Consider the following 1,257-nt stretch of genomic DNA (forward strand, 5'->3'; position numbering starts at 1 on the left):
CATGAGACTACGACGATTGATGGGTGTAGCCGATCAGATCGTAGCTTCTAGATTTAGTTCCATCGATTTAAGCAACAAAGCCAGCGAGGCAAATAACCAGCACGCGACAAAGCAAATACTTGACGTGAATAAGCATAAATAATAGAAAAGAAGCTAGCAATTAGCCCAAACAAACCAATAATGTTGACAAACTTAGCTATTATTGAATTATTACCATAAATAGCCTGCAGAGCGCCAACTAAAGGTGCCGTATGTGATTTCATCGCCTCAGCACCCGCTCCGCCTGGAACTAAAAAAAGAACAAGTGCGGCAAAAAGTAACAGGAACAACATTGATGCTATAATTCCACGAGGCATGTCTCTAGCTGGATTTGTTGCTTCTTCAGCAGCAAGGGGAACGCCTTCAACTGCTAAAAACAACCACATTGCAAATGGCAAGGCGGTCCATATTCCAATATATCCTTCTGGTAAAAAGGCACTTGCCCCCAATAATTCTGAGTTTACTGGTATATCAAATAGATTATTTACTTCAAAATGGGGTAGCATACCTACCGTAAAAACGACCAGTGCAATCACAGCGAGGATTGTGATCACCATCATTATACGTAAAGCCTTGTTCAACCGAGTCAGGACCGGATCACTGGGGCACAACGTGATTTTAAGATTTACCAACCTATTGATCTCTCAAAAATTGATGCCAGTCTGTTGATCCCTTCCATGCTGGAGGCGACGAAAAAGAACACCGAATTGAACGGTGACGTATACGGCGTACCTCATATTTGGGGTACGAGCGGCCTCGTAGTAGACACAAAAACCGCGGCGGGTATTAAGGATTACACAGACCTGTGTGATGCGACCTATAAAGGTAAAATATCTTATCGACTGAAGCGACCTACCTTAATTGGTTTTGCATTTGCGATGGGTGAAGACCCGTTTGCGGCTTATAACGACCCTGCCAAATACCAAGCGATCCTCGATAAAGTGCAGCAAAAACTTATTGAGTGTAAGCCGAACGTAAAAGCCTACTGGTCTGGGGGCGATGAGCTGCTGAATCTTGTGCGCTCAGGCGAAGTCGTCGGCGCGATGGCGTGGGACGCGGGCGGCTGGAAAGTTAACCGTGACAATGCAGACATCACCTTCGTCGCCCCAGAATCCGGAGCATTAGGGGCTTTGTTGCTTAAATCGATGGAACTAAATCTAGAAGCTACGATCTGATCGGCTACACCCATCAATCGTCGTAGTCTCATGTCTAAACCTC

The 1,257-nt window shown here is 45.3% G+C and carries 2 protein-coding genes; one reads left to right on the top strand and one right to left on the bottom strand.

From position 1 onward, the window contains the following. Positions 1–53 precede the first annotated feature (53 nt). Complete coding sequence (locus B5D35_RS23845; protein WP_078754866.1) at positions 54–599, bottom strand: amino acid permease; 546 nt, start codon at positions 597–599, stop codon at positions 54–56. Positions 600–674: 75 nt separating this feature from the next. On the opposite strand from B5D35_RS23845, the gene B5D35_RS23850 reads away from it, so the two are divergent. After that, positions 675–1,214, top strand: coding sequence for an extracellular solute-binding protein (locus B5D35_RS23850; protein WP_280174701.1), 540 nt, complete (start codon positions 675–677; stop codon positions 1,212–1,214). Positions 1,215–1,257: the final 43 nt, after the last annotated feature.

The sequence above is a fragment of the Enterovibrio nigricans DSM 22720 genome, assembly GCF_900167155.1.
Lineage (GTDB): Bacteria > Pseudomonadota > Gammaproteobacteria > Enterobacterales > Vibrionaceae > Enterovibrio > Enterovibrio nigricans.